Source organism: Brevibacterium sp. Lmc1 (genome assembly GCF_057654315.1).
This window is the reverse complement of the sequence record NZ_CM172803.1, coordinates 2774936-2801084: the sequence shown is the minus strand read 5'-3', so window position 1 is coordinate 2801084 and position 26149 is coordinate 2774936. Positions and strand designations below refer to the sequence as shown.

At 65.1% G+C, this 26149-nt stretch carries 25 protein-coding genes and 1 tRNA gene; 17 read left to right on the top strand and 9 right to left on the bottom strand.

Annotated elements, in window-relative coordinates; genetic code table 11:
- The first annotated feature begins 40 nt into the window (after window positions 1-40).
- Together AC239G_RS12550 and AC239G_RS12545 are read left to right on the top strand one after the other, a co-directional pair.
- Window positions 41-574: a YbhB/YbcL family Raf kinase inhibitor-like protein gene (locus AC239G_RS12550; RefSeq protein WP_487488989.1), complete on the top strand. Its 534-nt coding sequence runs from the start codon at window positions 41-43 to the stop codon at window positions 572-574.
- 92 nt (window positions 575-666) lie between these two features.
- A complete protein-coding gene (locus AC239G_RS12545) occupies window positions 667-1782 on the top strand; it encodes a D-alanine--D-alanine ligase family protein (protein WP_139468831.1) in 1116 nt (371 codons plus the stop codon).
- A 57-nt stretch (window positions 1783-1839) separates the two neighbouring features.
- Here AC239G_RS12545 and AC239G_RS12540 read toward each other — a convergent pair whose 3' ends face one another.
- Window positions 1840-2364: a DUF3515 domain-containing protein gene (locus AC239G_RS12540; protein ID WP_139468830.1), complete on the bottom strand. Its 525-nt coding sequence runs from the start codon at window positions 2362-2364 to the stop codon at window positions 1840-1842.
- A 32-nt stretch (window positions 2365-2396) separates the two neighbouring features.
- Here AC239G_RS12540 and thiL point away from each other — a divergent pair, with 32 nt between their 5' ends.
- From thiL to rsmD, 4 genes are read left to right on the top strand one after another with little or no spacing between them, the layout of a single operon-like run.
- Entirely contained in the window at window positions 2397-3434 is a 1038-nt protein-coding gene (gene thiL / locus AC239G_RS12535; RefSeq protein WP_139468829.1) for a thiamine-phosphate kinase, read from the top strand.
- A gap of 1 nt (window position 3435) precedes the next feature.
- On the top strand, window positions 3436-5067 hold the full coding sequence (locus AC239G_RS12530; protein WP_139468828.1) for a DAK2 domain-containing protein: 1632 nt from the start codon (window positions 3436-3438) through the stop codon (window positions 5065-5067).
- Window positions 5064-7211 (top strand): ATP-dependent DNA helicase RecG, encoded by a 2148-nt coding sequence (locus tag AC239G_RS12525; RefSeq protein WP_139468827.1) that lies wholly within the window; start codon window positions 5064-5066, stop codon window positions 7209-7211. Before AC239G_RS12530 ends, AC239G_RS12525 begins: the two co-directional genes overlap by 4 nt.
- Before the next feature lie 10 nt (window positions 7212-7221).
- A complete protein-coding gene (gene rsmD / locus AC239G_RS12520; RefSeq protein WP_139468826.1) occupies window positions 7222-7824 on the top strand; it encodes a 16S rRNA (guanine(966)-N(2))-methyltransferase RsmD in 603 nt (200 codons plus the stop codon).
- Here rsmD and ehuA read toward each other — a convergent pair.
- From ehuA to ehuB, 4 genes are read right to left on the bottom strand one after another with little or no spacing between them, the layout of a single operon-like run.
- Entirely contained in the window at window positions 7821-8633 is an 813-nt protein-coding gene (ehuA, locus tag AC239G_RS12515; protein ID WP_139468825.1) for an ectoine/hydroxyectoine ABC transporter ATP-binding protein EhuA, read from the bottom strand. The genes rsmD and ehuA overlap by 4 nt on opposite strands.
- On the bottom strand, window positions 8620-9276 hold the full coding sequence (gene ehuD / locus AC239G_RS12510; protein WP_139908457.1) for an ectoine/hydroxyectoine ABC transporter permease subunit EhuD: 657 nt from the start codon (window positions 9274-9276) through the stop codon (window positions 8620-8622). Before ehuD ends, ehuA begins: the two co-directional genes overlap by 14 nt.
- Window positions 9276-10022 (bottom strand): ectoine/hydroxyectoine ABC transporter permease subunit EhuC, encoded by a 747-nt coding sequence (ehuC, locus tag AC239G_RS12505; RefSeq protein ID WP_139468823.1) that lies wholly within the window; start codon window positions 10020-10022, stop codon window positions 9276-9278. The genes ehuD and ehuC overlap by 1 nt, the downstream gene beginning before the upstream one ends.
- A gap of 22 nt (window positions 10023-10044) precedes the next feature.
- The gene (ehuB, locus tag AC239G_RS12500) at window positions 10045-10923 is read right to left on the bottom strand and encodes an ectoine/hydroxyectoine ABC transporter substrate-binding protein EhuB (RefSeq protein ID WP_139468822.1); all 879 of its coding nucleotides are present in this window, start codon (window positions 10921-10923) and stop codon (window positions 10045-10047) included.
- 116 nt (window positions 10924-11039) lie between these two features.
- Between ehuB and AC239G_RS12495 the strand changes: the two genes are divergently transcribed.
- From AC239G_RS12495 to AC239G_RS12460, 8 genes are all read left to right on the top strand, one after another.
- Complete coding sequence (locus tag AC239G_RS12495; RefSeq protein WP_139468821.1) at window positions 11040-11798, top strand: GntR family transcriptional regulator; 759 nt, start codon at window positions 11040-11042, stop codon at window positions 11796-11798.
- A gap of 71 nt (window positions 11799-11869) precedes the next feature.
- Window positions 11870-12388, top strand: coding sequence for a pantetheine-phosphate adenylyltransferase (gene coaD, locus AC239G_RS12490; protein ID WP_139468820.1), 519 nt, complete (start codon window positions 11870-11872; stop codon window positions 12386-12388).
- A 3-nt stretch (window positions 12389-12391) separates the two neighbouring features.
- Window positions 12392-13582, top strand: a complete 1191-nt coding sequence (locus AC239G_RS12485) for an MFS transporter (protein ID WP_487488988.1) — start codon at window positions 12392-12394, stop codon at window positions 13580-13582.
- Between the two features lie 74 nt (window positions 13583-13656).
- Window positions 13657-14220 (top strand): YceD family protein, encoded by a 564-nt coding sequence (locus AC239G_RS12480; protein ID WP_227492764.1) that lies wholly within the window; start codon window positions 13657-13659, stop codon window positions 14218-14220.
- A 2-nt stretch (window positions 14221-14222) separates the two neighbouring features.
- Complete coding sequence (gene rpmF / locus AC239G_RS12475; RefSeq protein WP_025777330.1) at window positions 14223-14426, top strand: 50S ribosomal protein L32; 204 nt, start codon at window positions 14223-14225, stop codon at window positions 14424-14426.
- Window positions 14427-14430: 4 nt separating this feature from the next.
- Window positions 14431-15135 (top strand): ribonuclease III, encoded by a 705-nt coding sequence (gene rnc / locus AC239G_RS12470; protein ID WP_025777329.1) that lies wholly within the window; start codon window positions 14431-14433, stop codon window positions 15133-15135.
- A gap of 61 nt (window positions 15136-15196) precedes the next feature.
- A complete protein-coding gene (gene mutM / locus AC239G_RS12465) occupies window positions 15197-16135 on the top strand; it encodes a bifunctional DNA-formamidopyrimidine glycosylase/DNA-(apurinic or apyrimidinic site) lyase (RefSeq protein WP_139468818.1) in 939 nt (312 codons plus the stop codon).
- 293 nt (window positions 16136-16428) lie between these two features.
- The gene (locus AC239G_RS12460; RefSeq protein ID WP_139468817.1) at window positions 16429-16824 is read left to right on the top strand and encodes a DoxX family protein; all 396 of its coding nucleotides are present in this window, start codon (window positions 16429-16431) and stop codon (window positions 16822-16824) included.
- A gap of 21 nt (window positions 16825-16845) precedes the next feature.
- Here AC239G_RS12460 and AC239G_RS12455 read toward each other — a convergent pair whose 3' ends face one another.
- The 4 genes from AC239G_RS12455 to AC239G_RS12440 form a co-directional block, all read right to left on the bottom strand.
- Window positions 16846-17706: a CorA family divalent cation transporter gene (locus tag AC239G_RS12455; protein ID WP_487488987.1), complete on the bottom strand. Its 861-nt coding sequence runs from the start codon at window positions 17704-17706 to the stop codon at window positions 16846-16848.
- Window positions 17707-17778: 72 nt separating this feature from the next.
- The gene (locus AC239G_RS12450) at window positions 17779-18252 is read right to left on the bottom strand and encodes a hypothetical protein (RefSeq protein ID WP_139468815.1); all 474 of its coding nucleotides are present in this window, start codon (window positions 18250-18252) and stop codon (window positions 17779-17781) included.
- 90 nt (window positions 18253-18342) lie between these two features.
- Window positions 18343-20127 carry a BCCT family transporter gene (locus AC239G_RS12445; protein WP_229664185.1) on the bottom strand — a complete coding sequence of 595 codons (1785 nt, stop codon included), beginning with the start codon at window positions 20125-20127 and terminating at the stop codon, window positions 18343-18345.
- 283 nt (window positions 20128-20410) lie between these two features.
- Window positions 20411-20483, bottom strand: a tRNA-Asn gene (locus tag AC239G_RS12440).
- 87 nt (window positions 20484-20570) lie between these two features.
- On the opposite strand from AC239G_RS12440, the gene smc reads away from it, so the two are divergent.
- From smc to ftsY, 3 genes are all read left to right on the top strand, one after another.
- Complete coding sequence (smc, locus tag AC239G_RS12435; protein WP_482400485.1) at window positions 20571-24110, top strand: chromosome segregation protein SMC; 3540 nt, start codon at window positions 20571-20573, stop codon at window positions 24108-24110.
- Between the two features lie 238 nt (window positions 24111-24348).
- The gene (locus tag AC239G_RS12430; protein WP_025777325.1) at window positions 24349-24750 is read left to right on the top strand and encodes a hypothetical protein; all 402 of its coding nucleotides are present in this window, start codon (window positions 24349-24351) and stop codon (window positions 24748-24750) included.
- Window positions 24751-24911: 161 nt separating this feature from the next.
- Window positions 24912-26054, top strand: a complete 1143-nt coding sequence (gene ftsY, locus AC239G_RS12425; RefSeq protein WP_482400484.1) for a signal recognition particle-docking protein FtsY — start codon at window positions 24912-24914, stop codon at window positions 26052-26054.
- Window positions 26055-26149: the final 95 nt, after the last annotated feature.

Below are 26149 nucleotides of genomic sequence, written 5' to 3'. Positions count from 1 at the left end.
CACCGAATCTCAGGCACCCGCTGGAAAACTAGGAGCACAAATGAGCGCCAACTCACCGTTCTTCAACCTTCCCGAACTTCCCACCTTCACGCTGACGAGCACCGACATCGAAGACGGTGGGGTGCTCACCGGCCCCCAGCTCTCCGGCGCCATGGGCGTGCCCGGCGGTGAGGACGTCTCGCCGCAGCTGTCCTGGTCCGGGTTCCCCGAAGAGACCAAGGCCTTCGCCGTGACCTGCTACGACCCCGACGCTCCCACCGGCTCGGGCTTCTGGCACTGGGTCATCACCGACCTCGACGCCTCGGTGACGAGCCTGGAGGCCAACGCCGGTGACCCGGCCGCCGACCGCCTGCCCAGCGGTGCCGTGACCCTGCGCAACGACGCCGGCGAACCCCGCTTCGTCGGTGCCGCCCCGCCGGAGGGCCACGGACCGCACCGCTATTTCTTCATCGTCACCGCTCTGGCCGAACCGCTGGGCATCGACGAATCCGCAACACCTGCCTTCGCCGGCTTCAACATGTTCTTCAAGGGCATCGGCCGGGCGTGGCTGGAATGCACGTACGAGGCCAAGTGAGCTAAAGTCTTTCAGTCCGCGCACACCTGACCCGCTGTGCGCACCCGTGTCCGGTCCGAGTGCACGGGAGTACCACTTCAGCAAGGAAACTCATGGCAGACAACGATCACCGGCCCCTTGTCGCAGTCCTCTTCGGAGGCCGTTCGAGCGAGCACTCCGTCAGCTGCGTCACCGCGGCCGGGGTGATCGGTGCCATCGACGCCGATGCCTTCGATGTTCTGCCGATCGGCATCACGAAGACCGGTGTGTGGCGGGTCGTCGACGACTGGGCGAGCATGCGCTTCGACCCGCAAGCCATGCCCGAGGTCACGGACAATGGGACCGAGGTGATTCCTCCGGTCTCTGCCGACGGGTCACCGCTGCTGCACCGCGATGCCGAGGGCAATTACACCGAACTCGGTGCCGTCGACGTATTCTTCCCACTCCTGCACGGCCGCTTCGGTGAGGACGGAACCCTGCAGGGACTGTTCGAACTCAGCGACACCGCGTTCGTCGGCTCCGGAGTGTTCTCCTCCGCCGCGAGCATGGACAAGCACTACACGAAGTCACTCATGGCCCACGCCGGAGTCCCCACCTGCCCGTGGGAGCTCGTGACCGAGACGATGTGGGCCGCAGACCGCGCGGAGGCGGAGAGGCGAGTGGCCGCGCTCGGCCTGCCCGTGTTCGTCAAACCCGCCCGTGCCGGATCGTCCATGGGAGTCAGCCGGGTCGCCGAGGCGGCCGACCTCGAAGCCGCCCTGCTCGGTGCCTTCGAACACGACTCCAAGGTCATCGTCGAACCCGAGGTCAGCGGTCGTGAGGTCGAATGCGCCGTGCTCGGTTCTGTCTATGACACGGAGCTGCGAGTGTCCTCTCCCGGAGAGATCCGGGTGAGCGGCGACCACTCCTTCTACGATTTCGACGCCAAGTACCTCGACCTCGCCGCCGCGGAGGTCACCTGTCCGGCCGATCTCGACGAGACGGTGACCGCCCGGGTTCAGGAGTTGGCCGCCTCGGTGTTCCGTCTCTTCGACTGCACCGGTCTGGCCCGCGTCGACACCTTCGTCACGGACACCGGCGAGGTCGTCATCAACGAACTCAACACCCTTCCCGGGTTCACTCCCACCTCGGCGTACCCGTTCATGTGGGCGCAGTCGGGACTCGAATACTCCGAACTCATCGGCGAACTCATCTCGATCGCCCTGATCGACCACGCCCGCGCGAAGTAGGCACGCGGGCCGCGGAGCAACCGCCTCCGTGGAGCAATCGCGTCTTCGGTGGGCGCTCTAGCCGGCGATGTCCTCGGCTCCGACGCACTCGTTCTCCGGAGGGAACTTCGACAGGGTCGGTGAGATCGCGGCGAGCACGTCATTGCCTGACTCGGCCTTGCGGTTGACGAGCACCTCGACGGCGGGGGTGCGCCCGTAGCTGGTGAACCTCCACGTCGAATCGTCGTCCTCGACCGGCTTCGAGATCCAATCGACTCCGGACACGCTCACGCACTGATCCGTCGTCGGCCCGGGGGGAGTGACTCCGCAGCGCAGCACCGCGACGTTGGGATCTCCCCACGCCTTCGTGCCCTGCGAGGAGGTCGTGCGTGCCTTCTCACCCGAGATCTCATCGGGCAGGGTGAGCAGGATGTCGGCACACTTCGGATTCGCCGCATCCTTGGCCGGTTCGACGATGACGGTGCGCGAACACCCGGTCACCGCCAGACCGGTGAGCACCGTGGCCAATGCGACGAAGGTGAGAGAACGACGACGGTGCGCGGGCCGGGCGTTGCGGCGCGTCGAAGCAGGGCGAGATCTCATAGGACTACCGTATCGCCCGATAACCTGGAGCCATGACCCGACTGTCCGAACTTGGCGAATCACACATCATCTCCCGCGTGCTGGGCCGCAACCCCAGCAGCACGCACGTGATTGTCGGACCCGGAGATGATGCGGCCGTGACCGCACCTGAGGGTCGACTCGTCTCGACCGCGGACATGCTCGTGGAGAACGAGGACTTCACTCGCGAGTGGTTGGACTGGAAAAAGCTCGGAGTCAAGGCAGCGGCCCAGAACCTCGCCGACGTCTGTGCCATGGGAGCGATGCCGCACGGACTGCTCGTTTCCGTCGCCGTTCCGGATGACACGGACATCGCCTGCCTCGAAGCCCTGTACTCCGGGCTCTTCGACGAAGCGGAACGAGCAGGGACGGCTTTGGACTGCACGGTGCCGATCATCGGCGGGGATCTGTCGTCCTCGGGTCTCATCGTCATCGCCATCACCGCTCTCGGGACGGTGGAGGAGGAGTCCGCAATTCTGCGCTCCGGCGCCCGGCCCGGAGATTCGCTCTACCTGGCCGGAACGGTCGGTCGATCCGCCGCCGGGCTCGACCTGCTCTTCGCCGGAGCGCGACCTGACACCGCCGGACCGGAACTCCGTTCGCTCATCGACACCCAGCTGGCGCCACAGCCTGGCTACGGTGCGCTACGCACGGTCGGGGCGGCCTCGGCGATGATCGACGTCTCCGACGGGCTCAGCCTCGACCTCGCCCGGGTGGCAACCGCCTCGGGGGTGGGCATCGACCTTGACCGATCACTCCTGCGCGACCTCGTCGACCCGCTGCTGCCCGCAGCCGAATTCGTGCTCGAAACACGGGCGACTGGAGGGTCAGGCGACGGGGTCGGAAAAACGGAGGTGGCCGCGACGGCAGAGGATCTGGCGCTGTCCTGGGTGCTCGACGGGGGAGAGGACCACGGCTTCGCCGCGTCTGCGCCGCCGTCCGCCGTGCCTGGAGTAGGCTGGCGGAGAATCGGTGAGGTCCGCACCGGACACGATGTCAGCCTCGACGGCACACCCGTGCCGGCGAGCGGTTTCAGCCATTTCGGGAAGTGACATGAGCAACGCCATCAGCCTCAACGGTCGTCTGGCCGCCCGCTGGGCCCGCCGTGCGGTCGACCGGCTGCGCAAGGAACGCACCGAGATCGACGAGCTCAACGTCTTCCCCGTCCCCGACGGCGACACGGGCACGAACATGTACCACACTCTGCGCGCCGCCTACCTCGCCGTCGAAGAGCTCACCGGCCCCGTCACCCTCCCACAGGTCGTCGCGGCACTGGCCGCCGGAGCCGGACGTGGTGCGCGCGGCAATTCCGGGCTCATCCTCGCTGTCGCTCTGCAGGGCGTCGCCGATGCTCTGGCCGGAGTCACCGTGGCCACCGCCGACGCCATGGCCACCGCCCTGGAGACCGCGTCCGACCGGGCTCGGTCCGCCGTCGCCCGACCCGTCGACGGCACCATGCTCACCGTCCTCGACGCCATGGCCACCGAGGCCCGCGAACGTGCCGACGACGGAGCCTCCCTGATCGATGTCATCGCGGCAGTGCGGGAACGCTCCCGGTCCGCCCTGCGGGAGACCACCGGACAGCTCACCGTGCTGCGCGAAGCCGAGGTCGTCGACGCCGGATCGACGGGAATCGTCGAACTCTTCGACCTCCTCTACGCCACCGTCACCGGCCGTACCCCGCAGGATTCGATGCTCGCCGAGGTAGCCCGCGCCCCGAAGATCATCCACGAAGCCACCGCCGACGAACTCGAGATCGTCGCCATCCTCGCCGACACCCCCGCGGACTCGCTCGCCGAGGATCTCGACCGCCTCGGCGGGACCTCGATCGTCATCAACGCGGCCAAGGTCCACGTCCACGTCGCCGACGAAACGACCGCCGCGACCGTCATCGACCGCCTCGGCGAATACGGGATCGCCCGGCTCGATATGGAAGACCTGCGGATGCACGAGGAGGAGGGCGAGACGAAGCTCATCGCCCTGGTCAAGGGCACGGGACTGCTCATGCACACCGCGCTCAACGGGGCCACGGCGCTGACTCCGGAGGTGGGGGACCTGTTCGAGACGATGTCCGAACTCATCGCCGCCGAAGACCGGGAGGTCATCGTCATCCCCAGCTCCACCTCGGCGCTGAAGTCCCTGGCAGGGCTGGGTGCGCACGTCGTGCGCTCCCGCAACGTCGGCACCCTGCTCTCGGCCCTGGCCGTCTACGATCCGTTCGCCCCGGCGGGGGAGATCTTCGCCGATATGACCGAAGCGGCCGCGGGCACGAGGGTGGGCACGATCTACTCGGCCGATCAGCTCGCCACCGACCCTCCGACGGGGATGCTGCCGGTGATCGATGAGCACGTCGGGGATAGGGCAGGTGCCGGTCTGGGGTCGGGCACGGCTCTCGGTCCGGGTGGGGGCACGGCAGTGGCGGCTCATCCGGCACAGTTCTACCGGGTCTTCATCGAAGGCCGCGCGAAGACCCAGAGCACGGAGCTGCGGACCTTGGTGGAGAAGCTCGCCGATCGGCTGCTCGGTGCCGGGGGAGAGCTGCTCACCGTCGTCCACGGACCCGACTGCGCACCGGAGGTGCTCGACCACCTGCGTGACTGGATCCAGAAGTCACATGAGACCGTCCACTTCCAGGACATCGATGCCAGAGACTCCGGAGTGCTCGTGATCATGGGGGTCGAATGACGACCCGGCTCGAAGACAACTTCCGGCCGGGCGATCGGAAGAACCTGGCCAAACGTGGGGTGCATTCGGTCACCGACCTGCTCCGCTTCTTCCCGCGGCGCTACCTCGTCCCCGGGGAGCGCACGGAACTCGGGGATCTGCCCCTGGGGGAAACCGCGATCATCCAGGCCGAAGTCATCCGGGTGGAGACGCGACGGATGAAACAGCGGAAAGGAACCATCACCGAAGTCATCGTCCATGACGGGAAGCAGTCGATGAAGATCGCGTTCTTCAACCAGTACTGGTTGGAGAAGTCGCTGAAGCCGGGACTGACCGTCGTCTTCGGCGGCAAGGTGGAATCGTTCCGCGGGCAGCTGACGCTAGCGTCTCCGGTGTGGCTCAACCGCACCGAGGATGACCATGAGTGGACTCCCGAGGACCTCAACTCGCCGTTCCCCATCTACCCGGCTGTGAAGAAGATCGCACAGTCCCGGCTGTGGAGTTCGATCAAGACCCTGCTCACCGTCGCTGGGCCCGAGGAGTTCGAGGATCCGCTGCCGAAGGGGCTGCGGGACGCTCATGAGCTGCCGGACCTGCGCACAGCTCTCGAAGACATGCATCGACCGCGGAAGATCGAGGACGTCGAACGGGCCCGGCTGAGGTGGAAATGGGAAGAGGCGCTCGCCCTGCAGACCGAATTCGCCGCCCGCAAAGCGAAACTGGCCGACGAGAAGGCGACGCCGCTGCTCACGCAGGGGACGAAGAGCCGCCGGTTCGACGAAGACCTGCCCTTCACCCTCACCGCATCCCAGGTCAGGGTCGGTGAGGAGATCGCTGAGGACATGGCCGCAGACCGGCCGATGCACCGGCTCCTGCACGGTGACGTCGGTTCCGGTAAGACCCTCGTGGCACTGCGGGCCATGCTCACTGCGGTCGACTCCGGTGCCCAGGCCGCCATGCTCGCCCCCACCGAGGTGCTCGCCACTCAGCATTTCCATTCGATCCAGACATTCCTCGACGAGCAGATGGCGCTGTCGCCGCTGCTGGCTGACGACGACCAGGTGACGGTGGCGCTGATGACCGGGTCGATGCCGGCGAAGGACCGTCGCGAACTCGCCCTCGACCTCGTCGCCGGGAACATCGACATCGTCGTCGGCACGCATGCGCTGCTGTCGGAGTCGACGATGTTCTCAGATCTCGGTCTCATCGTCGTCGACGAACAGCACCGCTTCGGTGTCGAACAGCGGGAAGCGCTGCGTGCGAAGGGCGGGGACACCACCCCGCATACTCTCGTGATGTCGGCGACGCCGATCCCGCGCACAGTGGCGATGACGGTCTTCGCCGACCTCGATATCTCGACGCTCGACGAGATGCCGGCGGGGCCGAAGGACATCGCCACCCATGTGGTGCCGATCGTCGACCAACCTGCCTGGTACGTCCGGGTTCGGGAGCTCATGCGGCAGACCGTCGAGGCTGAGAAGGGGGTCTTCGTCGTCTTCCCGCGAATCGAACCGACGGATATCGAAGATCCGGAGTCCGGGGACGTAGTCGGACAGAAGCAGGGCATCGAAGACATCACACGGAAGCTGTCTGAGACCCCGGAACTGGCTGGTCTGAAGTTCGGTCTGCTGCATGGGCGGATGTCGACGGCGGAGAAGGACCGGGTGCTCGCGGACTTCGTCAAAGGCGACATCGAGATCCTCGTCTCGACGACGGTCATCGAGGTCGGCGTCGACGTAGCGAGGGCGACGATGATGGTCATCATCGAAGCCGAGAACTTCGGTGTCGCACAGCTGCACCAGCTGCGCGGACGCGTCGGACGTGACGGCAGCTCGGCCCTGTGCTTCCTGCTCACCGAGATGAGTGCTGAGGATGAGAGCTATGGACGGCTGCAGGCCGTGGCCGAGACGCTCGACGGCTTCGCTCTGGCCGAATACGATCTCGACGCCCGAGGCGAAGGCGATGTGCTCAGCGGCTCCCAATGGGGTGGGTCGTCGCTGCGGCATCTGTCGATCCTCCGCGACTCCGAGATGGTCGCCGAAGCGAAGACGATCGCTGAGCAGATCGTCGCGGTCGACCCGACACTGGAAGCGGTGCCCGCGCTCAAGGCCTTCATCAGGCGCGTCCTGCCCGAGGACGACGCCCACTTCATCGAGGCAGGCTGAGGGAGCAGATATGAGAATCATCGCCGGCGCACATAAGGGCGCCAGACTGTCGTCACCGTCGGGGGCGAACACCCGACCGACGTCCGACCGCGTCAAGGAGTCCCTGTTCTCCATGCTCGACGGCTACGGGGTGCTGCCTGCAGCGAACGTCCTCGACCTCTTCGCCGGTTCCGGTGGACTCGGATTCGAGGCGATGTCGCGGGGCGCAGCACAAGTCGACTTCGTCGATTCATCCCTGGCTGCGACTCGCGCTCTGGAATCCAATGCGGACAAGCTCGGTCTCGACCATTCGGCCGAGGTCCACACCGGGGACGTGCTCCACTTTCTCGCCGGACTGCCCGGACCGGAGAATCCGGAGTCACGTGTCTTCGACCTCGTGTTCATGGATCCGCCATACCCGTTGGGAGAGGACGCTGTCACGCAGATCCTCAGACGGCTGAGCACACACCTGGACATGGAGTCCATCGTCGTCGTCGAACGTGCCGCGCGTTCGCCGGAGCCGACGATGCCCGACGGGCTGGAGGTATTTCGGGCGAAGACCTTCGGCGAGACCGCGATCCACTTCGTCCAGCTCGTCGCAGAGCCGGACGAAGTGAGCGCCGCAGAGGATTAGAGCACGCTGGAGAGGAATTTGCGCGTGCGCTCGTGCTGCGGATTGTTGAAGATCTGATCCGGCGGACCCTCTTCGAGCACCTGACCGCCGTCGAACATCATCACGCGGTGAGAGACGTCGCGGGCGAACTGCATCTCGTGTGTGACCAGCAGCATCGTGATGTCCGTGGTCTCGGCGATATCGCGCAGCACTCCGAGCACGTCCCCGACGAGCTCGGGGTCAAGCGCCGAGGTGACCTCGTCGAGGAGGAGGATCTCCGGGTTCATTGCCAGTGCTCGGGCGATCGCCACGCGCTGCTGCTGACCGCCGGAGAGACGAGTCGGGTGAGCGTCGGCCTTGTCGGCCAGTCCCACCCGTTCGAGCAGCTCCTTGGCTTCCTTGGTGGCTTCGACCTTGGACTTGCCGAGCACATGGACGGGGGCTTCGATGATGTTCTCGAGCACGGTCATGTTCGGGAACAGGTTGAACTGCTGGAAGACCATGCCGATGCGCGTGGTCATCTCACGCGTGCGCTTCTTCGGCAGTTCCACGCGTTTGCCGCCGCGGTCCTCGTGCGTCAGCGGCTGACCGTCGACGAAGATATATCCGCCGGTGAGCTCCTCGAGCGTCATCACCAGGCGCAGGATCGTTGTCTTGCCCGAACCGCTGGGCCCGATGAGGGTGACGCGTTCGCCGGGAGCCACCGTGAAGTTGAGGTCCTTGAGCACGGTGGTCGGCCCGAAGCTCTTTTCCACATCCCTGAACTCGATCGCCGGTGTGCCTGCGCCGGGAGTGGAGGAATTGGCTGGGGTGTTCTCAGTACTTGGCAAGGCGTCGATCCAATCTCTGAATGAGCAGTGAGGTCGGGTAGCTGGCGGCGAGGAAGATGATTCCGGCCAGGGTGAAGGCTTCCGTGTAGGCGAAGGTCGAACCGCCGAATTCCTTCGCAGCAGTGACGAGTTCGACGACGGAGATCGCGAACAGGAACGGAGTGTCCTTGAACATCGCGACAGCGTAGTTGCCCAGCGACGGGATGGTTGCCCGCAGCGCCTGCGGCAGCACGATCGCGGTGAACGTGCGCACCGGCGGCAGCGACAGCGCGGTGGCAGCCTCGAACTGTCCCGGCGGCACGGCATCGATTCCGGCGCGGTAGCTTTCGGACATGTACGTCGAATAGTGGATGCCGATGACGATGAAGCCGATCACCAGAGCGGGCACATCGACGAGTCCCGGAATATCCGCGAACGCGTAGTAGACGAACAGCAGCTGGACGACCAGCGGGGTGTTGCGGATGAACGCTACGATGAGCCGGATGAGCCAGTTGATCCACCGTGGGAGGCCGCGGATGGCGACGGCGAGGATGAGTCCGAGAACGACGGCGATGGCGGTGCCCACGACCGTGGCGATGAGAGTGTTGACGAAACCGCGGAGCAGGATCGGCAGTGCCTCGGCGGCGAATTCCCAATTCCACATCAGAGGTCACCTCCCTTCGCACGCACGGCGTCGGCACGGGCTGCACGCCTGGCCGCACGGCGATCGGTGCGAGAGTTCGGGCGACGGCGGCCGAGAGCTTTCGTCGCTCTGCGTTCGAGGAAGTTCATGAACTCCTGGAGCAGCCATGCAAGTGCGAAGTAGATGAGGAGGCTGATCGAATAGGCGAACATCGTGTCACCGGTCGACTGACGCAGCTGTTCGGTTTTGTCTGTGAGGTCGGAGAGCGTGATGAAGGAGACGACCGCCGTGCCTTTGAGCAGCTGGATGAGCAGCGTCGCCAGGGACGGGATCATCAGTGCCCAGGCCTGTGGGAAGATCACGCGGATCATCCGACGGGTGGGGGAGAGGCTGAGCGCGATGGCGGCTTCCCACTGACCGGGTGCCACGGTCTTGATCGAGGACCGGACCACCTCGGCGGAATAGGCTCCGTAGTTGAGCGCCAGAGCGGCGACACCGCAGGACATGGGGTCGAAATCGACGCCGAGGAGCGGGAGCACGTAGAACAGCCAGAACAGCTGCACGAGCAGAGAGGTGCCGCGGAAGAATTCGACGACGATGCGAGCCGGAATGCGCAGCCAGGCGCTCGGCGAGGTCATCGTCAGTCCGAGGATGAGTGCGATGATGACGGCGCCGATGCTGCCGGCGACCGTGAGGATGATGGTTGTCTGAACTCCCTCCCACAGCTGTGGGAGGAAGTTCAGCAACGTTGTGACATTGTCATTCATGGTGCGTGACTACAGCGCCGACTCAGGAGTCAGCGGTGGGAAGTTCGCCCTTGCACAGCTGATCGGTGGTGATCGAACCGTCGGGGCGCTCTTCCTTCGTGAAGCCGTAGTCGCCGACGACGTCGAGGTACGACTTCTCATCGGAGACGATCTTCTCGAGGCCCTTGTTCCATTCGTCGCGCAGTTCCTTGTCATCTGTGCGGAAGACCGTGGCGCCGGCTCCCACCTGTGGGACTCCGTCGATCTCCTGGACGAAGGAATCGCTGACCTCGACCCCGGAATCCTCGGTGTTCTTCTCCATCCAGTTGAGCGAGATTGCGGTGAGCGCGAAGACGTCGGCGCGACCGGTGGTCACAGCGTCCATGCCGTCCTGCGGGGTGCCGACCTGCTGGGTCTTGATGCCGAGGTCCTTGGCGTAGTCGGACTCGATGGCGCCGGTCATGGTGGCGAGCTTGACGCCCTTCTCCTTGACGTCCTCGAGGTTCTTCATCCCGTCGAGCTTGCCCTCCTTGGTCATCAGGGCAGTGGTGTACATGAACTCGGGATCACCGAAGGCGGCCTGTTCGCAGCGGTCGGGCAGGATCGACATGCCGGCCGAGATCGCATCGAAGCGATCGGCGTTGAGGCCGGGGATGAGCGAGCCGAATTCGGTGTTGACGCCTTCGACGTCGTCGACGCCGAGCTCCTTGAACACGGCCTTGGCCAGTGCCACCGATGCTCCCTGGAGTTCACCGCCCTCTTCGAAGCTGTACGGGGCTTCACCGGCGAAGCCGACCGTGATCTTTCCGTCGTCGACGGCCTTCTGCAGGGTGGATTTGTCGGAGTCGCTTCCGCCGCAGGCACCGAGGGTCAGCGTCAGCGCGAGGATCGATGTCGCGGCGGCCAGTCCTTTGAGTTTCATGTGCTGTTCCTTCCTTGAACGTCGACACATCATCGTGACGTGCGTCTCTGAAACAGTATTCAATACTCATGTTGTCCGAATGTCACACTGTCTGACAACGTTATATGATCGTGACCGTGACGAATCCTCCTGCTTCCGAGCTGCCGGTGCTGCGCAAAGTGGTCCGGTCCTCGACGATCGACCTCATTGCGGACCAGCTGCGCAATGCCATCTACTCCGGTTCGCTCGAGCCAGGGCAGTCGATCAACGAGGTGCGCACGGCTGAGCTGCTCGAGGTTTCGCGGCCGTCTCTGCGGGAGGCCCTGCAGCGCCTCATCAGCGAAGGCGTGATGACGCATGCTCCCGGACGAGGTGTGCATGTGAGACGCATGCGCACGGCCGATATCGACGACGTCTATGCCGTGCGCGAGGCGGTCGAATCGCAGGCGGTCAGGCTCGTCATCAGGCAGGGTCGGTCCACGTCACGGATCGGCACGGCGCTGCGAGAGCTCGAGCACGCCATCGAGGACAACGTCGCGCGCACGATCGGCGACGCCGACCTCAACTTCCACCATTCGATCGTCGCGTGCTCCGGATCGGCGCGGCTGACCGACCTCATGAAGGTCTCGATGGTCCACACCCGGCTGCTGTCGCTGTCGGACAAGCGCGGCTATGAGGTCCGATGCGATGTCCTGGACAGTCACAGGAACCTCGCCGAGGCGGTCGCCGCCGGTGACGAACCCCGCTCCCTTGCCATCGTCGCCCGGATCATGGCCGAGGCGGCCTCCCGCCTGCACGGACCGGTTGATGATTTCGACGGGCAGGTGGTCAAAGGCACCGACGCTGAGACTTCCGCCGACGACCAGTGGCTGCGACTGCGGGAACAGACGCACTGACGGTCGCGACCTTACGTGTCCGTCACACGGATCTGCCCGCCTCTGATCGGGGCAGACGATACGATGAGGGCATGAAGGTCGTCTGCCCCGGTTCCTATGACCCGATCACCATGGGTCATCTCGATATCATCGCCCGCAGCTCTCGGATGTTCGAAGAGGTCGTCGTGGCAGTGGTCCACAATCCTTCGAAATCCGGTCGCTTCGACCCGGAGATCCGTGCCGACCTCATCCGCCGGTCCCTGGCCGAAGATGTACGCGCCCGGGAAGCGCAGAACATCACGATCGACCTCGTCTCCGGGGGCCTCCTCGTCGACTACTGCACGAGAATCGGCGCCCCCGCCGTCGTCAAGGGCCTGCGGTCGGGCACCGACTTCGCCTACGAACTGCCGATGGCGCTGATGAACAAGCACCTGTCCGAACTCGAAACGATCTTCGTCCCCGGTGACCCGAAGTTCGAACACGTCTCCTCCTCACTTATCAAGGAAGTCCACGGAGGCGGCGGGAACATCGAAGGCCTCGTCCCCACCTCGGTGCTGGAGGCATTGGGCGGCCGCGGACCCGCGGCCGCGAACGACGACAGCGTCGTCTGAGGGATGAGCGCAGCCGCCGATCCTGCCAATAGGGCCTGGTTCCCGGGCCTCGTCATCCACACCGTCATCGCGCACGCGACGTACAACGGCGTCCGCGTCCTCATCTCCTACCGCACTCTGGAGCTCGGCGGATCAGGAGTCGTCCTCGGTCTCATGACCGCGGTGTACTCACTCGTCCCACTGCTCACCGCGCTCTTCGTCGGCCGCCTCGTCGACCGCGGGTACGCCACGGCGGTGCTGTGGGTCGGCACCGCTCTGTCGATCCTGCCCGTCGCGCTCGCGGCCACCGCTCCCAACCTCGGCGTGCTCCTCATCGCCACGATGAGCCTGGGCTTCGGCCAGCTGCTCACCACGGTCGCCTCCCAGGCGCTCATCCCGCAGAGCTTCCCCGCTTCGAAGCTCACCGCGAAGTTCGGCCACCTCACCCTCGGGGTCTCGATCGGACAGACCATCGGCCTGCCCCTGGCCGGCATTGTCGCCGACGCCACCACAGGTGATACCGCGATCACGAACGCGCTGTGGTTCATGACCGCACTGTCAGCGCTGACCCTCATCGCCGCCGTCATCGTCATGCTCCGCGGCCGGACCCCTCACGTCTCCCGCGCCGAGGCGGCCGAAGGCGCCATCGCCCCGTTGGCTCTGCTGTCGGTGAGGGGGATGAAGCCCGCGATCTTCGCCTCCATGGCCACGCTCGCCGCCGTGGATCTGATGACCGCCTATCTGCCGCTCATCGGTCAGCAGAACGGACTGTCGGTGACGACGGTGACGTGGCTGCTCGCGGCACGGACCTTCGCCTCGGTGATCTCCCGGCTCTTCATCGGTTTCCTCACGCGGAAATGGCGGAATCTCTCCCTGCTGTGGACCGCCTCGGCGGCGGCTGGGCTCTGTGTGGTCCTCATTCCCGTGCTCAGCCAACCGTGGACGCTGGCGATCCTGCTCACGATCGCGGGCTTCTGCTTCGGTCTCACCCAGCCGCTGACGATGACCTGGGTGTCGACGCTCTCGGATCCGGCGAACCGGGCCGCGGTGCTGTCGATCCGCTTGGCGGGCAACCGACTCAGCCAGGTCGCGATACCATCGGCCGCCTCGGCGCTCACGGTCGTCGCCGGTTCCGGGATCGTGTTCACGATCTCCGGCGCACTGCTCCTCCTGGCCGGCGGCGTCACCTGGCGAAACCAACACGAGAAATGGTGAGCAGGAACACCTGCGCTGCGGGACGGACCCGATTGGTAATGGCCGCTGACAATGATTAGAATGGTGAGTCGCGTGTGAACGCAGGAGCGACATCCTCAAACGCACCAGGAGGACAGGGCATGAAGAACAGATCTGAATTCGTCTATGATCTCAGATCCATGGGATTGCTCGGTCATCCGGGTGAGTGGGAACGGGTGAACACCACCTTGTCGGCTCCAGCGGATCTCAAGATCGAAGTGATCGGGGTTGCGGAAGGTTCACCACTGACGCTCGAGCTGATGTTCGAGAGTGTGTCGGAGGGGATCTACGTGTCGGGCACAGTCTCGGCGACGGCCCGCGGCGAAGACGCGAGGACGCTCGAACCCATCGAGCTGCCTATAGATGTGGACATCCAGGAGATGTACGTCTATGAGCAGGCCGAAGGGGACGAGGACTCCTACGTCATCGACCGGGATCAGCTCGACCTCGAGCCCGCGATCAGAGACGCCGTCGTGATGGCTCTGCCGTTCAATCCCTCGCGGGATGAGAGCGAGGAGTTCAGCTACACCCTGGGGGAGGACCTCGAGGTGGACGAGGACGAATCCGAATCGCCGTTCGCATCATTGAAGAATCTGTTGGAAGAGAAGAAAGAGAGCTAGACGTGGCTGTTCCGAAGCGTAAATTGTCGCGCAGCAACACCCGCCACCGTCGTTCGCAGTGGAAGGCCAAGGCTCCGAACCTGGTCAAGACTGTGGAGAACGGTCGCGTTGTGTACTCGCGCCCCCACCAGGCCAAGGTCGTCGAAGACGCAGCCGGCACCCCGCTGTACCTCGAGTACAAGGGCCGCAAGGTCGCTGACGTCTGAGACTGTGGACACTGACACCACAGCAGCACTGAAGAAGAGTCTCGGGATCGATATTGATCCCGAGACTTTTCGTCTCGCGCTCACGCACCGCTCCTTCGCCTTCGAGGCCGGTGGCATCCCCACCAACGAGCGCCTCGAGTTCCTCGGCGACTCCGTTCTGGGCCTCGTCGCCACCGAGTCGCTGTTCTACGACAACCCGGATCTGCCCGAAGGCCAGCTGGCCAAGATGCGTTCGGCCGTCGTCAACACGCGTGCCCTCGCGTCGATCGCCCGCCGACACGGCATCGGCGAGCACATTCTGCTGGGCAAGGGTGAGGAGCTGACCGGAGGCCGGAACAAAGACTCGATCCTCGCCGACACGGTCGAGGCCCTCATCGGCGCGACCTTCGTCTCCCGCGGACGCGAAGAGGCCTTTGCCTTCGTCCACCGCCTCATCGACGGAATGCTCGACGACGCGGTCAACCTCGGGGCCGGGATGGACTTCAAGACCACCCTGCAGGAGGCCGCTGCCGACCTCGACCTCGGCGCAGTGAGCTACGAGATCACCTCGGCGGGTCCCGACCATGCGATGGTCTTCACCGCCACCGCAATGCTCGGGGCGAACAACTGGGGCGCCGGCGACGGATCCTCGAAGAAGGCCGCCGAAGCCGCGGCCGCCGAGGTGGCCGTCAAAGCCATCCGCACCATCTACCCGGACTACCGGCGCTGAGCCTCACCGTGGTCTCTTTGTGCGCTCACGGGCGCATGCCTGATCGAATCGAGGGTCACTGATGCCTGAGCTTCCCGAGGTCGAAAGCGTCCGTCGCGGCGTCGACGAATGGACGGCCGGGACCACGATCACCGGCGCCGAGGTGGCCGACCCCCGAATCTTGGGCACGACGTCCCAGCGGCGCATCGATCCGTCCGCGGTCTCCGGGTTCGTTTCGGCCGTAACCGGGGCGCACATCCTGAGGGCCGAACGGCGCGGGAAGTTCATGTGGCTGAGCCTGGGAGAGGGGACTGATCTCTCCACTGCGGACTCGGTCGCTTCATCTGTGCCGAGGCCCGAACTCGGCATCCTCGTGCATCTGGGCATGAGCGGACAGCTGCGCATCCACTCGCACGGCGAGGAGATCCACCGCCACACACGGGCGATTCTGCACCTCTCGGACGATGGAGGACAGCCACGAGAACTGCGCTTCGTCGACCAACGGATCTTCGGCCATATCGGCGTCCAACCTCTCGTCCACGGGTACGGACGGCTCGTCCCCGCCTCGGCGATTCACATCGCCCCGGATCCGCTCGAGCCCGCATTCGATCCGGAACGGGTCGTTTCGGACCTTGCGAGGAAGCGCACGGCGGTCAAGGCAGCGTTGCTCGACCAGACGTTGGTCAGCGGAATCGGGAACATCTATGCAGATGAGGCCCTGTTTCGGGCGGGAGTCCACCCTTTGGCGACACCCGCGCGGACACGGAAGAGCCGCCTCGTCGCGGTCCTCGAATCCGCGACGAAGGTGATGAGCGATGCCCTGGCCGTGGGCGGGACGAGCTTCGACGCTCTCTACGTCAACGTCAACGGCGAATCCGGATACTTCGATCGTGCCCTGCTCGTCTACGGGCGCGGGGGACAGGAATGTGTGCGCTGCGGGACCGAGATCGTCAAGATCACCGTCGGCGGACGCGGAACCCACTACTGTCCCGTGTGCCAGAAGCCCCCGCGGTATAGGTAGGCGGTGACGACGCTGGGGTGATCCGGCCTCCGTGTCTCCGGCACGGTGCACTCCAGCTGCCGAGAGCATCCCGCACCGTTGCTCGCAGTCCCTCGCCTTCGCCGCAAGTCCTACAGTCAACGGTCCATCGGTCACCGGCTGCGGCATTATGCACCGCTGCAGCGCGGTGAAATGCAACTCAGGGTGAGGGATGCCGGGCAGGAGAGGCTGTCGAGACCTCCGGCTGCAACGCAGTGAAGCGTAGACTCGGGCGAGAAGTCGCCACCTCGGCGCTCAGGCGGAGAGGAATGCTCATGTTCACGGTTCCAACGATCGCTGCAGGGATCGTACTCCTGCTCGTCAGGGCGGTTCTGACGGTGGCTTTCGTCCGCGAGTTCATGGTCAAGGCCAAGGATATTCCGCGGTTCGCCAAAGCGGATGGGCTCAACGTCCCGACTGCATGGTTCGTCACCATCGCCGAGCTCGCCGCCGCAGTCTCATTCGGCACCGGCGTCCTCGCTCAATGGGCCGGTCTCGGCGTCGTCGTGCTCATGCTCATCACGACGAGCCTGCACGTCTTCAAATGGCACTCGAAGTACTGGGCCTCGGCGGGCGGTCCCGAATACGACCTGCTCCTGCTGGTGCTGGCCGCGGTCATCACCGCGTTCGGTGCCGGCCCGATCGCCATTCCGGCGCTGTTCGGGATGTAGCCGAGACCGGGTTCGGCTGGCTCAGGAGGTGCGCGTCAGGCGGCGGATGAAGACGAGGGTCGCCACCGTGAGCAGGCCGGGGATGACGAGGCCGAAGACGATGAACGCCGGCAGGCTGCCCAGACGATCGAGCATCCACTGGAAGTTCATGCCGAAGAACCCCGTCGCCAGGGTCAGCGGCAGGAAGATCGTCGCCACGAGTGTCAGCCGTTCGGACACGACGGAGTCCTGTTCGTTGAGGATGTCGCCGAGCATCGCATACAGTCGCGTGGTCATCGACTGATTCGCCCCGAACGCCGCTGAAGCACGGGCGAGCAGCCGCTGATGGTCCTCGCCGAGGCTCTGCGCGAGTTCTTCCTCGTTCGACAGCAGCCTCTGTTGGGCCGCCTGGGTCTCACCGATTCGGAAGAGCTCGGCTCGCAGTCTCCCCATCGTCCGCCGCCGCGGTGAAGACGCGTAGCCCACGGACTGTGCTTCGAGCTCTTGGCACCGATCATCGATCTCGTCGAGTGTCTCTTCGCAGCGGCGCGCCACGATGAGGATGAGCTCGACGAGCACGGTCCACGTATCGCCGGCATCGGCAGGAATCTTTCCCGCGATGGAGTCCAGGGCCTTCTTCTCACCGATGACGAGCAGGCCGCGCTCACGGGCGTGGAGCTGCAGCGCATGGTGGGCACGATCCTCGTCGAGGACCTGCAGCACGAGGCTGATCTGGTCGTCGACGACCGCAGCCATCGGCCGCCTCGGCCCAGGATGTGCGGTGTGCACCGTCAGGTCGAGGCTATTGGCCGCCTCATCCGTCAGCTCTCGGTCTTCGGGGGTGGCGAGAACGCAACGTGTGTCGGCTGTGTGCTCACGCAGCGCCTCGATGCTGTCGATCACGATCATCAGTCTCGCCCTCCGTCTCTCGCCGTCAGCAGTGCCGCATGCGAACACAGTATCAAGACGTCAGTGTCAGAATGCCCTCGCAAGATACGCTTTGTGGCCGTCGATGAGCGCGCGTTGCGCCTCGGTGTGGTCAGGTGGGGAGAGAATATTCGCGGGGTTCGTCGGAGATAACCACAGTGAGTCGATTTCGACGATCCGACCGTCTCGCAGGCGCGCTGCCGCAGCCAGCCGATAGCGTGAACCGGGAACCGGTAGGAGGATGCGGTCGAGATCCCGCCAGGCGATCCGATGAGGTCTGCCGGTGAAGCCGCACCAGATGAACTCCTCAGGAGTGATCTCCAACCGGGCGCGTGAACCCATGTGGAAATTCACCCACGCGCCGATGAGCGCGATGACCGGTGTGAAGAGGAAAATGAGAAAGAATGGTTCGGCGAAGATCGCCAGGAGGATCACCGTGATGAACGCGAGAATCGCCATGACGACGAGCATCCAGCCGATGAATGTCGAGATGTTCCCCTCGCGTCTGATGACTCTGTTCATCTATCGACGTCCTTTCCCTCAGAACTACCTGACGGCGGCCCAGCAACCTCGCGCGAGGTTGCTGGGCCGCCGTCAGGTAGTAATTGGGGGTTAGTTCTTTTCGGAGGTGTCCTTGTCCTCGTCCGGCTCGTCCTCGATCTGGAGTTCCGAGGTTTCGAGGCCGAAGATCTCGCCGTCGTACTCGTCGACCGCGGTGGCCACCGAGGTCTCGAGCACGTGTGCGGCCAGCTGCTCCTGGATGATGAGCGGATCCTTCGACAGGTCCTTCCACACAGCCACGCACAGCAGCAGCATGACGATGACGAACGGCAGGGCGGAGACGATCGTGATGTTCTTCAGTCCGTCGAGCGCCTCGGCGGGATCGGAACCTCCCGCCAACAGCATCACCGCAGCCACGGCACCGGTCGCGGTGCCCCAGAAGATCACGAGGCCCTTGCCGGGCTCCTGCATGCCGTTGGCCGACAGCGTGCCCATGACGATCGATGCGGAGTCCGCACCGGTGACGAAGAAGATCGCGATGAGGATGACCGTGACGATCATGAGGATGATCGCGATGAGGTTCGGCAACGGCAGAGCGCCGAGGAGGTCGAACAGAACCGTGTCCATGTTGATGTCCGGTTCTCCGTCGACGATGCTCGCCAATGCCTTGACCGTGCCCTCGCCGCGTTCAGCGCGTTCCTGGATGCCGATGGCACCGCCGCCGAAGATCGCGAACCAGATGGTCGAGACGACGGAGGGGACGATGAGCACGCCGGTGACGAACTGACGGACGGTGCGACCGCGCGAGATGCGCGCGATGAACAGGCCGACGAAGGGCGACCATGACACCCACCATGCCCAGTAGAAGACCGTCCACGACGACAGCCACTCATTGACACCCTGCCCATCGGCAGCGGTCCGTGAAGCCAGCTGCGGCAGATCCTGGATGAACGCACCCACCGAGGAGGGGATGACGTTGAGGATGAACAGCGTCGGACCGCCGATGAAGACGATGAGGGCGACGATGACGGCGAGCACCATGTTGATGTTCGACAGCCACTGGATGCCCTTCTCCACGCCCGACACCGCCGAGGCGACGAATGCGGCCGTGAGGATCGCGATGATGATGACGAGCACCGGTGAAGTGACCTCGGACATGATGCCTGCGGACTCGATGCCGCCGCCGATCTGGATGGCACCCAGACCCAGCGAGCAGGCCGAACCGAACAGAGTCGCGAGGATCGCGAGGATGTTGATGACCTTGCCGCCGATTCCATTGACGGCGCGTTCGCCGAACAGCGGGGTGAACATCGACGAGAACAGCTGCGAGCGTCCCAGACGGAACGAACCGTAAGCCACGCCGAGACCGACGATGGCGTACATCGCCCACGGGTAGAGCGTCCAGTGGAACAGTGTCGTTCCCATGGACGTGCCCATCGCCTCGGCAGTGGAGCCGTCGACGGTGTTCGGGGGAGGCGACATGTAGAAGAAGAGAGGCTCGCCGACCGCGGAGAACACGAGTCCGATGCCCATGCCCGTGGCGAACATCATCGCGATCCACGAGGAGGTCTTGAACTCCGGCTTCTCATCGTCCTTGCCCAGCGGGATCCGTCCGAATCGGCTGACGGCGACGACGATGACGAAGATCGTGAAGATCGTCGCGGCGATGACGAAGAGCCAGCCGAAGTTGTCCATCACTCCGGTCAGCAGCGTGCCAGCAACATTGCCGAGGCTGTCGGGAGAGACGAAGCCCCAGACGACGAATGCGACGGCGAGGATGCCGGCCGCGAAGAAGACCACCTTGTCCAGACCCTCACGTTTGAAGGGCCGGAGCGCGGTCGTCGGATGCTTCAGGTGCTCGATGAGCTCCTGAGTCTTTGTATGTTCACTGCTCATAGTGATCGGGCCGATCGGGGGCGGGTCCTCGGTGACACGAATGAGAACGGGCTGCCGCCTCGGCGTTCCTTCCTTGAATGGACTGCATCGGACAGGTGGCCGAAGGGATCCGAGCCGAGTGCACCCGAACACCTCTCACACATGATCATGACAGACCATGGGCGATGATGGTCGGAATTCCCTCATCTCGGACCACCATCGGTCGCCTTTCGCTGTGCTTCACCGTCACACAGGTGCGGTGAATAGTGAGGGGCCCTGCCGCGCACGACAGGGCCCCTTCCAGCTCCCCCGGCTGGGCTCGAACCAGCGACCCTTCGATTAACAGTCGAATGCTCTGCCAACTGAGCTACGGAGGAAAACGGCGCAGTCGTCTACGCACGAGGAGAAACTCTACCAAAAGATTCGGGATCTCGCCGCCGCCTGCGGATATGCTGGTGCCCAATATGCATCTCAAAAGCCTGACACTGCGGGGATTCAAGTCCTTCGCCTCGGCGACGACCCTTCGATTCGAGCCGGGAATCACCTGCGTCGTCGGACCCAACGGCTCGGGCAAGTCCAATGTCGTCGACGCCCTGTCCTGGGTGATGGGCGAACAGGGTGCGAAGAATCTGCGCGGCGGAAAGATGGACGACGTCATCTTCGCCGGAACCTCGAAACGTCAGGCCCTGGGACGCGCCGAGGTGACTCTGACCATCGACAACACCGACGGAGCCATCCCCGTCGACTACACCGAGGTGACCATCTCGCGGACCCTGTTCCGCACCGGCGGATCCGAATACGCCGTCAACGGGGCACCGGCGAGGCTGCTCGACATCCAAGAGCTGCTCAACGATTCCGGCCTGGGCAAGGAGATGCACGTCATCGTCGGTCAGGGCCGCCTCGACGCGATCCTCCATGCCGACCCGCTGGAGAGGCGCAGCTTCATCGAAGAGGCCGCCGGGGTGCTCAAGCACCGACGTCGCAAGGACAAAGCGGTCCGCAAACTCACCGGACTGCAGACGAATCTCGACCGGCTCACCGATCTGCGCACCGAACTCAACCGGCAGCTGGGGCCCTTGGGACGGCAGGCCGAAGCCGCCGCGAAGGCAGCGACCGTGCAGGCGACGCTGCGTGACGCCACCGCCAGGCTGCTCGCCGACGACGCCGTGCGGATGCAGTCCTCCCTGGCCTCGACGAGCGAGGGCGAAGACCACAGCGACCGCATCGCCGAACTCGACCACCGCCGCACCCGCACCGAGGCGCGCCTGTCGGAGATCGAAGCTCGGCTGTCCGAACTCGACAGCGAACTCGACGTCCAACGCACCGCCGAATCGCGGACACAGACGCAGGTCGTGCGCGCCCAAGGACTGAGCCAACGTGCCGCGGACAAGCGCTCCCACCTGCTCTCGGAGGTCACGAGCCTCGGGCAGAGGGAAGCGAAGTCACCCGAAGAGCTGCGCGCCCAGGCCGAACGCAACCGTTCCGAACTCACCGACGCCGAGGCGGCCGTGACCGAGAAGACGAACGCACTCGAGGCCAGCCAGCAGCGGAAGGAAGAGCTCACCCAAGCCCTGCGCGCCGCCGAAGACGAGGTCAAGGCCGCACAGATCGCCATCACCGAAGCGGTGAAGAACCGCTCGGCGCTACAGTCGAAGCAGACCCAGGCGGCCGAGCGGATCACCGACCTCAAGACCCGGATCGAAGCCAACCGTGCCGAGATCGACACCGTCACCGCCCGCATCACCGAGCGCAGCAGGGAACTCGAAACCGCCGAGACCGGCGTCGAGGACGTCGAAGCCGGTGAGACCGAACTCGACTCCGCGTACGAGGCCGCGCAGGAGAGCCTCGAGAAGCTGGAGACCGAACGCACTCAGCTGCAGGAGCAGCGGGCGCAGGTCGCGTCCGAACTGTCATCGGCGAAGGCCCGCGCGGAGGCCCTGGCATTGGGCACCGCCCTGGAAGCCGACCTCGAAGACATCGTCAATGCGGACCTGCCGGGAGTGCGCACGGCCGTGACAGAAAGACTGAGTGTCGACCACGGGTTCGAAATGGCCGCAGCAGCGGCCCTGTCGACGACGGTCTCCGGCGTCATCGTCGATGACAGCGCAGCGGCGCTGGCAGTGCTCGACCACCTCGGCGAGGACACGAACGTGTCACTGACGATCCCCGCCGGAGTCGAACCAGCGGCAGGGAAGGGCGGTGGGACCACCCTTGACGCTCTGCCGGAGCTGCCTGCGATGGACGACCTGCGATGGCTCTCCGACGTCGTCGACAGCGACGTCCCCGAACTGCGTTCTCTGCTGGCCCGTGCCCTGCATGGTGTCGTCTGCGTCCCCGATGCGCGCACCGGAATCGAACTGACCGCGGCCCGGCCTGAGCTCACCGCCGTCACCGTCCACGGTGAAGTACTCACCACGACCCGCATCAGCCGGGCCCGCACCGCATCGGGCACACGGCTGGCCTCACAGACCGCGCTCGAGGACACCCATTCCCTCATTGCCGACCTCGACGACCGCGAAGGGAAGCTCGACGCCTCCTTGAGGGAACTCGAACCGCGCCTGACCGCGGCACGTGAGGAATCAGCCGCAGCCCTCGACGCTCTCCACTCCTCGGACGCGAAGATCATGGCCGCGGCCGAAGAGGTCTCGCGCATCACCGGTGAGATCGGTGTGGCTCGCACGCGCCTGCAGCGCGCGCAGGAGAACGCGACCGAACTCGAATCCCGCCTCGCCGCCGCCGAACGCGACTCTCAGTCGGCCGCGGCAGCACTGGCCGGAGCCGCCGAGGTCGACGAAGTCGTCGATACCGCCGCTCGGGACGAACTCAGCGCACAGGTCGCCCAAGCTTCGGAAGACCTCGTCGAAGCCCGCATCAGCCACCGGTCGGCAGCCGACCGGGCCCGGTTCCTCAGCGACCGGGTGGACTCCCTCCTGCGGGCGGCGAAGGCCGAAGAAGCGGCGCGGGAGCAGACGCAGCGCACGATCGCGAAGAAGAAGCGCGCGGCAGCCTCGGTACAGCTCATCGCCGAAACCGCGGCCGAAGCCGCGGAGCTGGCCACCTCCACGGTGGCCGAACTCGGTGAGGCGATCCAGGTTCTCGTCGATGAACGCGGCGGTCTGCGCGAAGAGAAGGGCCGCCTCGGCGAGGAATTGGGATCGACGCGAACCCAGCTGCAGAAGCTCAAGGACGCCGCGGCCGAAGCCGAACTCGCGAAGGAGCGTTTCCGACTTCGGCTCGAGGAGATCGCGCACCGATCGGAGGAGGAGACGGGGTTGGGAATCGACCGCCTCATCGACGAATTCGGGCCGCATCTGCCCGTTCCGTCGTTCGAGGAGGACGTCGAGGACCGGCCGTATGTGCGCGCGGAAGTGGAGAAGCGGCAGAAGCAGGCGGCGTCGCAGCTCAAGCGCATCGGCACGGTCAATCCGCTCGCGCTCGAGGAGTATGAGGCGCTGAAGGAGCGGCATCAGTTCCTCGAGAAGCAGATCGCGGACATCGAATCCTCGCGCAAGGACCTCATGCAGCTCGTCGAGGAGGTCGACCGGCACGTCGAACGCGTCTTCGCCGAAGCCTATGCGGATACGGCGCGGGAGTTCGAGGACATCTTCTCCCGTCTCTTCCCCGGCGGTGAGGGCGCCTTGAGCCTGACCGATCCGAACGATATGCTCACCACCGGCGTCGACGTGCACGCCCGCCCGGCCGGCAAGAAGGTCAAACGTCTGTCTCTGCTCTCCGGAGGGGAGCGGTCGCTGGTGGCCGTGGCCATGCTGGTCGCGATCTTCAAGGCCCGGCCGAGCCCGTTCTACGTCATGGACGAGGTCGAAGCGGCCCTCGACGATCTCAACCTCTCTCGCCTGCTCACGGTGTTCAAGGAGCTGCAGGACTCCTCGCAGCTCATCGTCATCACCCACCAGAAGCGGACGATGGAGATCGCCGATGCCCTCTACGGAGTGACGATGCACGGCGACGGGGTGTCGAAAGTCATATCGCAGCGGATTCCGTGATCGGCAGTCCGCTCTTCGGCCGGCGCGCCCGAGGTGGCAGGCCCGCCGCTGGGGCACAAGGCCGTTTGACGGTGATGCCCAGGACAGTCCCAGGGAATTTTGCAACTGCCGTACGGCGGGCGAGCACAATAGTCGTGGCCGGGGACTATAGACTTGGGCCGAGACACAGGTATTCGAAGAATGTGAGGAGCGGGACGTCCATGGCCGAGGCTGCTGTACTGCGAGGTGGCTCGAGGGCATGAATTCGGTACTTGTCGTCATCGTCGGACTCGCGATCTCCTTCGCCCTGGCACTCGTCGTCGTCCTTCTCGTGGCTCTGCCCGGCCTTCGCGCCGAAGGACGCCTGCGATACTCCTCCGACGTGCAGCGGTTCCGCCTTCCCCCGGAGTGGACCGGCTACGACGACGAAGTCCACGAATTCTTCGGCCACGATGACGGCACCTCGCACCTGGCGACCAGGGAACAGGCGGCGGTGACCGCGATCCGCGACCACTCCTATGTGCTCCGGCCACAGCCCCGACGCCATGCCGCGCCCTCGCTCATCACGGTCCGCCCGCGCACCCGCCACTGGAAGATCCCCGAGTCGGGAACAGGGTGGAAGACCACCGCCGGGCTGCTCTTCGGCAGCCGCGGTTCCTGACCTTAAGACCCATGCGGCCTCGAGCGGTCGAGGCCCGCGACAATGGAGACCGCGCCGACTGATTCCGGCGCGCTCACCGACACACTGACACCACCGGAAGAGTCCGGGAACTCGAGTGCCGGCGGCCCGAACGGCGGCACTCAAAGGAGGACGGAAGAACCATGGATCAGCCGATCATCTTGCTCATCGTCGCGGCGATCGTGTTCGCTCTCGTCGTCGGCGTGGGCATCTCGCTGCGCGTCAACGCTCGGAAGAAAGGCCTCGATGACAGGCGCGGCATCGATGCGGAGGTCACCGGTGAGCTGAGCATCGATGACGTCGCCGAGGCGGTCGAGAAGGACAAAGCCGAAGCGCGCGGTTCCGAGGTCCCCACCGAACCGGCCAGCCGCCTCGTCCGCCTGCGCGAGCGCCTGGCGAAGTCGAACAGCGGGCTCGGACGCGGACTGCTCAACCTCCTCTCCCGTGACAACCTCGACGAGTCCGCATGGGAGGAGATCGAGGATACGCTCATCCTCGCCGACGTCGGCGTCGAACCGACGACCGAGCTCGTCGACCGCCTGCGGGAACGCGTCAAGGTGCTCGGCACCCGGGATCCCGAAGAGGTCCGCGGGCTGCTGCGCGAAGAGCTCATCAAACTCGTCGATCCGACGATGGACCGCTCGCTCGCCGATACCGGCAAGAACGGTGACCCCTCCGTCATCCTCGTCGTCGGGGTCAACGGTGCCGGGAAGACGACGACGGTGGGCAAGATCGCCCGCGTGCTCGTCGCTGAGGACAAATCCGTGCTGCTCGGTGCCGCGGACACCTTCCGCGCTGCCGCGGCCGAACAGCTGGCCACATGGGGTGAACGTGTCGGCGTCGAAACCGTGCGCAAGGAAGAAGGTGCCGATCCCGCCTCGGTGGCCTACTCGGCCGTCGAGAAGGGGCAGGCCGACGGTTCCGACGTCGTCCTCATCGACACCGCCGGACGTCTGCAGAACAAACGCGGACTCATGGACGAACTCGGCAAGGTCAAACGAGTGGCCACCCGACCGCTGGGGGAGGGCCACGACATCGACGAGGTGCTCCTCGTCCTCGACGCAACCACCGGACAGAACGGCATGCAGCAGGCGAAGGTCTTCGCCGAGGCGGTCGACATCACCGGGATCGTGCTCACCAAGCTCGACGGCACCGCGAAGGGCGGAATCGTCGTCGCCGTCCAGCGTGAGCTCGGAGTGCCGGTCAAGCTCATCGGCCTCGGCGAAGGCGCGGACGACCTGGCGCCATTCACCGCCGAAGGGTTCGTCGACGCGCTGCTCGACTGATTTCGCACACCGAATCTGCGGATGGATTCTGCCGGGTCTCACCCTTGTATCTGCTGGGTGAGACCCGGCTTGTCATATTCACGAAACATAGCCGA

What these genes read in the sequence shown, in the direction of transcription:
- ehuD (WP_139908457.1), bottom strand. Translation starts at nt 9,276, where the DNA reads ATGTGGAATTGGGAATTCGCCGCCGAGGCACTGCCGATCCTGCTCCGC.
- mutM (WP_139468818.1), top strand. Translation starts at nt 15,197, where the DNA reads ATGCCTGAGCTTCCCGAGGTCGAAAGCGTCCGTCGCGGCGTCGACGAA.
- rsmD (WP_139468826.1), top strand. Translation starts at nt 7,222, where the DNA reads ATGAGAATCATCGCCGGCGCACATAAGGGCGCCAGACTGTCGTCACCG.
- ftsY (WP_482400484.1), top strand. Translation starts at nt 24,912, where the DNA reads ATGGATCAGCCGATCATCTTGCTCATCGTCGCGGCGATCGTGTTCGCT.
- ehuB (WP_139468822.1), bottom strand. Translation starts at nt 10,923, where the DNA reads ATGAAACTCAAAGGACTGGCCGCCGCGACATCGATCCTCGCGCTGACG.
- AC239G_RS12430 (WP_025777325.1), top strand. Translation starts at nt 24,349, where the DNA reads ATGAATTCGGTACTTGTCGTCATCGTCGGACTCGCGATCTCCTTCGCC.
- AC239G_RS12530 (WP_139468828.1), top strand. Translation starts at nt 3,436, where the DNA reads ATGAGCAACGCCATCAGCCTCAACGGTCGTCTGGCCGCCCGCTGGGCC.
- coaD (WP_139468820.1), top strand. Translation starts at nt 11,870, where the DNA reads ATGAAGGTCGTCTGCCCCGGTTCCTATGACCCGATCACCATGGGTCAT.
- AC239G_RS12540 (WP_139468830.1), bottom strand. Translation starts at nt 2,364, where the DNA reads ATGAGATCTCGCCCTGCTTCGACGCGCCGCAACGCCCGGCCCGCGCAC.
- AC239G_RS12550 (WP_487488989.1), top strand. Translation starts at nt 41, where the DNA reads ATGAGCGCCAACTCACCGTTCTTCAACCTTCCCGAACTTCCCACCTTC.
- AC239G_RS12545 (WP_139468831.1), top strand. Translation starts at nt 667, where the DNA reads ATGGCAGACAACGATCACCGGCCCCTTGTCGCAGTCCTCTTCGGAGGC.
- AC239G_RS12485 (WP_487488988.1), top strand. Translation starts at nt 12,392, where the DNA reads ATGAGCGCAGCCGCCGATCCTGCCAATAGGGCCTGGTTCCCGGGCCTC.
- smc (WP_482400485.1), top strand. Translation starts at nt 20,571, where the DNA reads ATGCATCTCAAAAGCCTGACACTGCGGGGATTCAAGTCCTTCGCCTCG.
- ehuC (WP_139468823.1), bottom strand. Translation starts at nt 10,022, where the DNA reads ATGAATGACAATGTCACAACGTTGCTGAACTTCCTCCCACAGCTGTGG.
- AC239G_RS12525 (WP_139468827.1), top strand. Translation starts at nt 5,064, where the DNA reads ATGACGACCCGGCTCGAAGACAACTTCCGGCCGGGCGATCGGAAGAAC.
- thiL (WP_139468829.1), top strand. Translation starts at nt 2,397, where the DNA reads ATGACCCGACTGTCCGAACTTGGCGAATCACACATCATCTCCCGCGTG.
- AC239G_RS12445 (WP_229664185.1), bottom strand. Translation starts at nt 20,127, where the DNA reads ATGAGCAGTGAACATACAAAGACTCAGGAGCTCATCGAGCACCTGAAG.
- AC239G_RS12460 (WP_139468817.1), top strand. Translation starts at nt 16,429, where the DNA reads ATGTTCACGGTTCCAACGATCGCTGCAGGGATCGTACTCCTGCTCGTC.
- AC239G_RS12450 (WP_139468815.1), bottom strand. Translation starts at nt 18,252, where the DNA reads ATGAACAGAGTCATCAGACGCGAGGGGAACATCTCGACATTCATCGGC.